Here is a 7,429-nt window from a genome sequence, read left to right as displayed (position 1 = left end):
GCTGGGTTACCAGCCAGATTCTCGTAGTTGCCACCGCTGACGTTAGTGATGTTCGTGGTTACCGGGGCATGGCCTTGGTAGACATCGTTGCTCACAGGGGTGCTGACAGTACTGGAGCTCTGGCCAACCGGGATGGTGATGGTTTGGCCATTGGCCAAGGACACAGCCACCGGGCTACCGGTGACCGGCGCATTGACCGAAGCGGTGTAAACGATGCTGCCACCTTCCACCACCGAAGGGGTAGCAGTCAGGGTCACCGTAGTGGTGTCTTGGCTGTCACTAACAGTTGTCGTAACCGGCGCCGGGTTACCAATCAGTTGCTCGTAGCTTCCTCCGCCGACAGCAATGATGTGGTTGGAAATCGAGTCATGCCCCTGATACACATCGTTGCCAACAGCAGCGCTTACTGAAGCTGAACTGGCCCCGACCGGAATGCTGATGGTCTGCCCGTTGGCCAGTGTCACCAGAACGGGGCTGCCGGTAACCGGCGCGCTCACAGACGCGGTGTAGACGATGGTCCCGCCTTCTGTGACCGATGGGCTAGCGGTCAAGGTCACGCTGGTAGTGTCCTGGACGTCACTTACCGTGGTGCTGACAGGTGTGGTATTGGCCACCAGGTTCTCGAAACTGCCGCCACTGACCGCGCCAATGCTGGTGCTTACCGGCGCATGGCCCAGGTACCCATCGTTACTCACAGGCGTGGATACACTGCCGACGCTTTGCCCGACGGCAATGGTGATGGTCTGGCCATTGGTCAGGGTCACCACCACAGGTGCACCGGTCACCGGTGCGCCGACGGAGGCGGTGTAGACGATGCTGCCACCCTCGGCAACGGTCGGTGTGGCGATCAGGGTGACGGTGGTGGTGTCAGGGCTGTCGGTGATCGTAGTGGTCACTGGCGCCGGGTTGCCGACCAGGTGTTCGTAACTGCCCCCTGTGACTTGGGTGATGTGATTGCTGACCGATTCGTGGCCCAGGTACACGTCATTACCGGCCGGCGCATTGACCGAAGCCGCGCTGGCGCCAACCGGGATGGTGATGGTCTGACCGTTGGCCAGAGTGACTATCACAGGGCTGCCGGTAACCGGCGCGGTGACCGAGGCGGTGTAGACGATAGTGCCGCCTTCAGCCACTGACGAGGTGGCGACAAGCGTCACGCTAGTGGTGTCTTGGGTGTCGGTCACAGTGGTGCTGACCGGTGTCTGGTCTGGCAGCAGATTCTCGTAGTTACCGCCACTGACCTGAGTGATGTTGTTGCTGACCGACCCATGCCCCTGATAGACATCGTTGCTGACCGGCGAGCTGACCGTCCCCGCACTTTGACCCACCGCGATGGTGATGATCTGGCCGTTGGCCAAGGTCACTACCAGCGGGCTACCGGTGACCGGTGCGCCGACCGATGCCGTGTACAGGATCGAGCCACCTTCAGCGATGCTGGGGGTGGCGGTCAGGGTTACCCGGGTGATGTCCTGGGTATCGCTGACACGGGTTGAAACCTCGGCCTGGTTAATCACCAGGTGCTCGAAGTTGCCCCCGGTTGCCTGGGTAATGTGTGCGTTGACCTGGCCACCATCGCGATACGGATCATCCGCAGGCGCGGCCACGCTAATGCTGGCGCTGCTCTGGTTGGCGCCGATGGTGAGGGTCTGGCCATTGCTCAGGGTGACGGTAACGGGAGTGCCGGCAGGGTTGCTAAGGGTCGCGGTATAGATGATCTGCCCGCCCTCGGCCACGCTCGGGGTGGCGCTCAGGGTCACGCTGGTGTTGTCTTGCACATCGGCCACGCTGGTGCTGACCGGCGCCTTGTTCGCCACCAGATTCTCGTAATTGCCGCCACTGACCTGGGTGATGCTGTTGCTGACAGCAGCAGGTCCCCGATAGGCATCGTTGCTCACCGGCGCAGTGACCGAGGCGGAGCTCTGGCCGACGCCGATGGTGATGGTCTGGCCGTTGGCCAGGGTCACCAGCACTGGGCTGCCGGTGACCGGTGCATTGATCGAGGCGGTGTAGACGATGCTGCCGCCTTCGGCCACCGACGGCGTGGCAGTCAGGGTTACAGTCGAGGTATCGAGCGAATCGCTGACCAGAGTTGTTGCTGGCGTCTTGTCGGCGACCAGACTCTCGAAATTGCCACCTACGGCCTTGTCGATACTCAGGGCAACGCTGCTGCCGTTCTTGTAGACGTCATTGGCCGCCGTTTGCACATTGAAGCTGGCGCTGCTCTGTCCGGCCGCGATGGCAAGTGTCTGGCCATTGGACAGGGTAACGGTAACAGGTGTCTGCGCCGGGTTGCTCAGGGTCACCGTATAGGTGATCACGCCGCCCTCGGTCACGCTCGGTGTTGCACTGAGGGTGGCGGTGGTGAGGTCGATGGTGTCGACGATCTGGGTAGTCGCTGGGGTAACATCGATGTTGACGCTTAGGCCGCCACCGCTTGTGCCGGTGATGTTCGCCGAGACTTGCCCGCTATCGAGGTAAACATCGTCGCTGGGCGTTACGCCGACATTGATCGAGCCGCTGGTCTGACCGGCAGCGATGACGATTACTGCGCCGTTGGACAAGCTCACAGTGAGGTCAGTGGTAGGGGCTTGGCCGACAGTCGCGGTGTAGGTGATCACACCACCTGCCTCGCTAAGGGTCGGCGTGGCACTCAGTGCCACGGCAGTTGCAGCGCCAGCGGCGGGTGGGGTCGCGACGGGGTCGCGGGTGGTATCGAGCCCGGCGGTTTGCTCGAAGCGCAGCGCTTCGGAGAAATTCAGCGGCCCGGTGGGGTAGCCCACCGACGGGTCGACCACCCCGGCGGTCTCCTCGAGTATGACAAAGGTATGCCCGCCGCCAACCGAGCCGTCGCCGCCTGCTGGGGTCGGGCCTGCTGCTGTCGCTTCAAGATCGGTGGTCGGGTCGGCGCCGGCCTGGATCGCCTGTTGCAGCTCTTCGACTGAGGGCGCCGCCTGGGCGCTGGCCAGGCTCAAGTCGATGCTGCTGGCGGGCGTCTCGGCACTCCACTGGGTTTCCCGGCCCAGGTCGAGCAAGCGGCCGTCGGCCAACTGCAACGTCACTGCGCCACCGGGGCCGGTGAGCACCTGATCTCCGGCAAGCAGTCGATCGCCTTCGATGAGTACTCGCCGGATGCCTTCAGGGGATACTGCGACGACTTGGCCAACAATGCTTTTGACGATGGCTACGACAGTGCTCATGAGACTCTCCGGGTTACCCGATCGGTAGCTTCCATGCCCAGCCAGCAAGAGAATGCGGCGCGCAGATGGAATAATTCAAAATTGTCTTACGCTAAATGCACTCACTTACTGGTTATAACTTTCCGACTATGATTCCAATGTCTGGATAGTGGCTGTGAACGCTAATTGCGTGAGTCTGCGAGTCATGTCACATCGAGAGCTGTACAATTGCCAACTCTTACTTTTGTATTAGTCATCTGTCCGTTTGAGGCTTCAGGTCAAAGCCTATTGTTGCTTTAGCCATGAACCTGCGATCGATTGTTCCAAAAACCTCCAGAAAAGCGACTTATGGAAGGCTTTTTGAATCATCTTGAAACGCTCAATATCGGGCTATACAAAAGATTGTCGGGGGAGAATTCATAGCCGGACCTTGCATCGAATCAATCACGCGTTAGGCTTGGAAAACAGGTTGATTAATATTTTGGCGAAGAGCTATTAAGTTGCCATGGGTCGATACCTCAGATATGAGTCTCGGCCCACAGATTGCTGTGCAATACCAGGTTGATTGCAAAGGGCCATTAGCGGATTAATGGCTTGGACCTGGTAAGCGTTCCCAGGCATGGCCTGAAGTGCGCACCTACCCCATCTACCGCCAGGATGAAGAGAGCGCCGCGTGGAATCCGAAGTCAGTCGAGTCCAACTCAGTCACGATCCACGTAGTCAGCACGATGACCCGTTGCTGGATAGCCTGCTGACCCTGTGTGTCCTGCACCAGAAGCCCGCCAGCCGGGCCATGCTCACCACCGGCTTGCCGTTGCCGGCCCAGCGCCTGAGCCCTGAATTGCTGCCCCGTGCGGCGGCCCGTGCTGGTTTGCAAGGTCGCTTGCTGCAACGCAAGCTGGAGCAGATCCCAAGCATCGCCATGCCGGCCATGTTGCTGCTCAAGGAAGGCCGCAGCGCCGTCTTGCTCGGCTGGGAGAACGCCGACACTGCGCGGCTGCTGCTCAGTGAAAGCGACGGCGGTGAAGTGTTGGTCAGCCGCGAGGCCCTGCTGGGCGACTACAGCGGCAAGGTGTTCTTTGCCCAGCCGCAGCACAAGTACGACGTCAATCACGGCAACCTGATCCCACGTGCGCGTTCCTGGTTTCGCGACACCCTGCTGCGCAGCAAATGGCTGTATATCGACGCCATTGCCGCCAGCCTGGTAATCAACCTGATCGCCTTGGCCGCGCCGCTGTTCGTCATGAACGTCTACGACCGGGTGGTGCCCAACCAAGCCACCTCGACTCTCTGGGTGCTGGCTGTGGGCATCACCGGGGCCTACATTTTCGATCTGATCCTCAAGGGTCTGCGCAGCCTGTGTCTGGACCTTGCCGGAAAGAAAACCGACCTGATCATCTCTGCCACCCTGTTCGAGCGCATCGTCGGCATGGCCATGAAGTACCGCCCGGCACGGGTCGGTAGCTATGCGCAGAACATCCACGAGTTCCAAGGGTTGCGGGACTTCCTCGCCTCACTGACCCTGACCAGCCTGATCGACCTGCCCTTTACCCTCCTGATCCTGATCGTCATCGCCATTATCGGGGGCCACCTGGTGTGGATTCCGGTGATCGCCTTCCCGCTGGCGCTGGGCATCGGCTACGCCTTGCAGAAGCCGTTGATGTCGACCATGGAGCGGACCATGGCCCTGGCGTCCGAGCGCCAGTCCAGCCTGATCGAAACCCTGGCCGGGCTCGACGCGGTGAAGGTCAACAACGCCGAGAGCGAACGCCAGTACATGTGGGAGCAGACCCTCGGGACCCTCAGTCGACTCGAGCTGCGGGTCAAGGTGCTCTCGGGGCTGGCGATGAACATCACCCTGCTGATCCAGCAACTGGCGGGCGTGGCGATGATTTGTGTGGGGGTCTACCTGATCATCGATGGCCACCTGAGCATGGGTGGCCTGGTCGCCTGCTACATGCTTAGCGGCCGCGCGCTCGGCCCGCTCGGCCAGCTCAACGGGCTGTTGGCCCGGTATCAACAGGCCAAGGTGACCATGGCCGCGACCGACCAGATGATGGAGCTGCCGCAAGAGCGCAACTTCGAGGAGCGCCCACTAAGCCGCCAGGTCCTGCAGGGCGCCATCGAATTTCGTGGTGTCGACTTTACCTACCCGAACCAGCAGAACCAGGCGCTCAAAGGTATCAACTTGAGTGTCCGCCCAGGCGAGAAGGTCGGCATCATTGGCCGCAGCGGCTCAGGCAAGAGCTCGCTGGCCAAGCTGATCGTAGGTCTCTACGAAGCGGACAATGGCTCGTTGCTGGTCGATGGCGTGGACATTCGCCAGATCGATGTCAGCGAGCTGCGCCACAACATCGGCTACGTCCCCCAGGATATCCAGCTGCTGGCAGGCACCCTGCGTGACAACCTTGTCAGTGGCGCCCGCTACATCGAGGACGAAATGATCCTGCAGGCCGCCGAGCTGTCCGGCGTGCACGAATTCGCCCGGCTACACCCGGACGGATACGAGCTGCAGGTCGGCGAGCGAGGACAGAACCTTTCCGGCGGCCAGCGGCAGAACGTCGCCCTCGGACGTGCCTTGCTGCTCAACCCACAGATCCTGCTGCTCGATGAGCCGACCAGCGCCATGGACAACACCGGCGAAGAGCGCCTCAAGCAGCGCCTGCAGGCCGTAATCGAAGGCAAGACCGTGCTGCTGGTGACCCACCGCGCCTCGCTGCTGTCGCTGGTAGACCGGCTGATCGTCATCGATCGCGGCCAAGTGGTCGCCGACGGCCCGAAAGCGGCCGTCATGGATGCGCTGAAGAAGGGGCAGATCAGTGTTGCATAAGCTTGATATGGGCCAGCTCAAGGACAATCTGCGCCGCTACTTCAAGGGGGCGGAGTCGCTCAGCGGGCAACCCCTGCCCGAGGTCAACAAGGCACTGATCGAAGATGCCCCGCGGGTGGTGCGCCTGACCATCTGGGGAGTGATCGCGTTCTTCCTGTTCCTGATCGTCTGGGCCTGTTTCGCTCCGATCGATGAAGTCACCCGTGGCGAAGGTAAGGCGATTCCGTCGTCCAAGGTGCAGAAGATCCAGAACCTCGAAGGCGGCATCGTCGCCGAGATTTTCGCCAAGGAAGGGGAGGTGGTCGAAGTTGGCCAGCCACTGCTGCGCTTGGATGAAACTCGCTTTGCCTCGAACAAAGGCGAAACTGAAGCCGATCGGGTCGCCATGGCCCTGCGGGTGGAGCGTCTCAGTGCAGAAGTCGAAGACGTGCCATTGAAGATCGACGATAAGTTGCGCGAGAGCTCGCCTAACCAGGCCGCCAGCGAGGAGTCGTTGTACCAGAGCCGGCGCCAGCAATTGCATGACGAAATTGCTGGCCTGGAGCAGCAGTTGGTCCAGCGCCAGCAGGAACTGCGCGAGTACAACTCCAAGCGCGCCCAGTATGCCAGCGGCTTGCAGCTGCTGCGCCAGGAGATCGCCATGTCCGAGCCTTTGGTGGCCAAGGGCGCGATCTCCCAGGTCGAGATTCTCCGCCTGCGCCGTTCAGAGGTGGAGAACCGGGGCCAGATGGATGCCACGGCCCTGGCCATCCCGCGTGCCGAGGCGGCGGTCAAGGAGATCCAGAGCAAGATCGAAGAGACCCGCGGCAAGTTCCGCAGTGACGCCCTGACCCAGCTCAACGAGGCCCGCACCGAGCTAAGCAAAGCCACCGCCACCAGCAAAGCGCTGGATGATCGGGTCAACCGCACCCTGGTGACCTCACCGGTGCGCGGCGTGGTCAAGCAGCTGCTGGTCAACACCATCGGCGGAGTGATCCAGCCGGGTGACGACATCGTCGAGATCGTCCCGCTCAATGACAGCCTGGTCATCGAAGCGAAAATCCTGCCCAAGGACATCGCCTTCCTGCACCCCGGCCAGGAAGCCACGGTCAAGTTCACCGCCTACGACTACACCATTTACGGCGGGTTGAAGGCCAAGCTCGAACAAATCGGCGCCGACACCATCACCGATGAAGACAAGAAGACCACCTACTACCTGATCCGCCTGCGCACGGACCGTAGTCACCTGGGCACTGACGAAAAACCGTTGCTGATCATTCCGGGCATGGTGGCGACAGTGGACATCATGACCGGCAAGAAGACCATCATGAGCTATCTCCTCAAGCCGATCATCAAGGCGCAGAGCGAGGCCTTGCGCGAGCGATGAACAACGCGCAAGGGCTGCTGTAACGCACTATGCAAACGAGTGCGACGGTCGGTCACA

The 7,429-nt window shown here is 61.2% G+C and carries 3 protein-coding genes; 2 read left to right on the top strand and 1 reads right to left on the bottom strand.

Annotated elements, in window-relative coordinates:
- The coding region (locus ACI2JX_RS23955) for a retention module-containing protein (protein ID WP_404691125.1) at positions 1–3,197 on the bottom strand (3,197 nt) is incomplete at its 3' end.
- 652 nt (positions 3,198–3,849) lie between these two features.
- On the opposite strand from ACI2JX_RS23955, the gene ACI2JX_RS23950 reads away from it, so the two are divergent.
- Both ACI2JX_RS23950 and ACI2JX_RS23945 read left to right on the top strand, forming a co-directional pair.
- Positions 3,850–6,006: a type I secretion system permease/ATPase gene (locus tag ACI2JX_RS23950; RefSeq protein WP_404691124.1), complete on the top strand. Its 2,157-nt coding sequence runs from the start codon at positions 3,850–3,852 to the stop codon at positions 6,004–6,006.
- 7 nt (positions 6,007–6,013) lie between these two features.
- Positions 6,014–7,372 carry an HlyD family type I secretion periplasmic adaptor subunit gene (locus tag ACI2JX_RS23945; RefSeq protein WP_404691126.1) on the top strand — a complete coding sequence of 453 codons (1,359 nt, stop codon included), beginning with the start codon at positions 6,014–6,016 and terminating at the stop codon, positions 7,370–7,372.
- The last annotated feature ends 57 nt before the right edge of the window (positions 7,373–7,429 follow it).

Source organism: Pseudomonas sp. NPDC088890 (assembly GCF_044900155.1).
Taxonomy (GTDB): Bacteria; Pseudomonadota; Gammaproteobacteria; order Pseudomonadales; family Pseudomonadaceae; genus Aquipseudomonas; species Aquipseudomonas urmiensis.
This window is presented reverse-complemented; position numbering and strand designations above follow the sequence as displayed.

Coding starts and splice junctions, on each gene's coding strand:
- ACI2JX_RS23945 (WP_404691126.1), top strand. CDS start 6,014: ATGGGCCAGCTCAAGGACAATCTGCGCCGCTACTTCAAGGGGGCGGAG.